Origin of the sequence: uncultured Cardiobacterium sp. (genome assembly GCF_938028185.1) — a bacterium.
Classification (GTDB): Bacteria; Pseudomonadota; Gammaproteobacteria; order Cardiobacteriales; family Cardiobacteriaceae; genus Cardiobacterium.
The window spans coordinates 1-1,609 of the sequence record NZ_CALJAH010000296.1 but is presented as its reverse complement, the minus strand read 5'-3'; the positions used below and the strand labels follow the sequence as shown (position 1 = coordinate 1,609).

The window sequence follows — 1,609 nt, the reverse complement described above, 5'->3', positions numbered from 1 at the left end:
CGACAGCGGCGTCTTCACCCTGCGCCTGCACAACACCACCGGCCAGGCCAAAAAACTCAACATCGCGCTCGAAACCGACAAACTCGACCTCAGCGACCTGCCGCCCGTCGCGCACACCCTCGCTGCCAACGAAGCCATCACCCTGCGCTACCCCTACCGCAGCAACCAGGCGGGCGACGCGCACATCAAGGCAGTCATCAGCGGCGACTACAACGAAACGCTGGAGCGCCGCATCCCGGTACGCCCGCCGACCCTGCCGCTGGTACGCAACCAGTTCCGCCGCCTGGCTGCGGGCGAAACCCTCGAATTTACCGACCTTGCCGACGCCCGCCTCGCGCTCAACAGCGGCATCCCCTACCACGCCGACCGTTACCAAAAACAACTGGCGGACTACCCGCTCGGCTGCAGCGAACAAACCACCGGCAAACTGTGGGGACTGATTGGTGCGGCAACGCCAGACCGCGCCAGCATCCATGAAGCCGAAAACCGCCTCGCCAACCTCGCCCACTACGACGGTGCTTACAGCATCTGGGGCAACGGAGAACCCAACCTGTGGCTTGCCGCCTACGTCGGCGAAGCGCTCGTACAACTGCAACAGCGCGAACTGCTGCAAAACCCGGTGCAACTGACCCGGCTGCTACAAAACCTGCGCGCGAACACCAACCGCAGCTACAGCAGCGACAGCGCCCACGATGACAGCTACGCTTACTACACCCTCGCCTACGCCGGCGAACCCGTACGCGGCAACCTGCTGCACTACCACCGCGACGCGGGCGACAAACTCGACCGCAACGACAGCCTCGACATCGCCACCGCGCTGGCGCTGCTCGGCGAATACCAGGCGGCAAGCGAGCGCCTTGGCGGCATAACCGAAAAAGAAAACAGCGACAGCTACCCCTACAGCAGCCGCGTCAGCCTCGCCGCGCACAACCTCGTCCGCCTTACCCAACTGCAAACCCTGTGGCAAAGCGTACAAAACGACCCGAACCACACCGCCGACACCATCGCCAAACAGTACGCGGAAGAACGCGAAGCGCTGACGCGGGCGCTGGCGCATGACAGCTACCTCAGCACGCAGGAGCTCGCCTGGCTGGTACGCCTCGCCACCGTCGCGCCCAAACTCGCCGCCGACACCACCGTGACCGTCAATGGCAAAACCATCACCCTCGCCGAACTCGAAAAAAGCGACTACAACGGCGCGGTGCGCATCACCAACCCCGGCAAACAACCGCTGTGGCTGGACGCGCAGGACTTCCACGCCCCGGCGGTGGACGAAGCGAGCAGCCACGGCTGGAACATCGAACTGCGCTACGAGACTGCGGACGGCAGCACCGTGCTTGACCCGGCGAAACTGCCGAACAACACCGACATCCGCATCACCGCGACCTTCACCCCGGCCAGGCTCGACCGCTACGGCAGCAGTAGCGACCTCGTCTATACCTACCGCCTGCCCGCGGGCATCACCCTGAGCGCACTGCGCGACGACCGCGACGACGGTGCGAAAACAGAAGACAACAACGACCGCCGCCGTGAAGAAGACGATGGCAAAATCCACTACCAGTACCGGGAAAACCGCGACGACCGCCACATCGCCGCCTTCACCCTGGAT

At 64.3% G+C, this 1,609-nt stretch carries 1 pseudogene; it reads left to right on the top strand.

Annotated features, from left to right (window positions below):
- Positions 1-1,609 (top strand): annotated as a pseudogene (locus Q0349_RS08735) (alpha-2-macroglobulin); the annotation flags it as partial.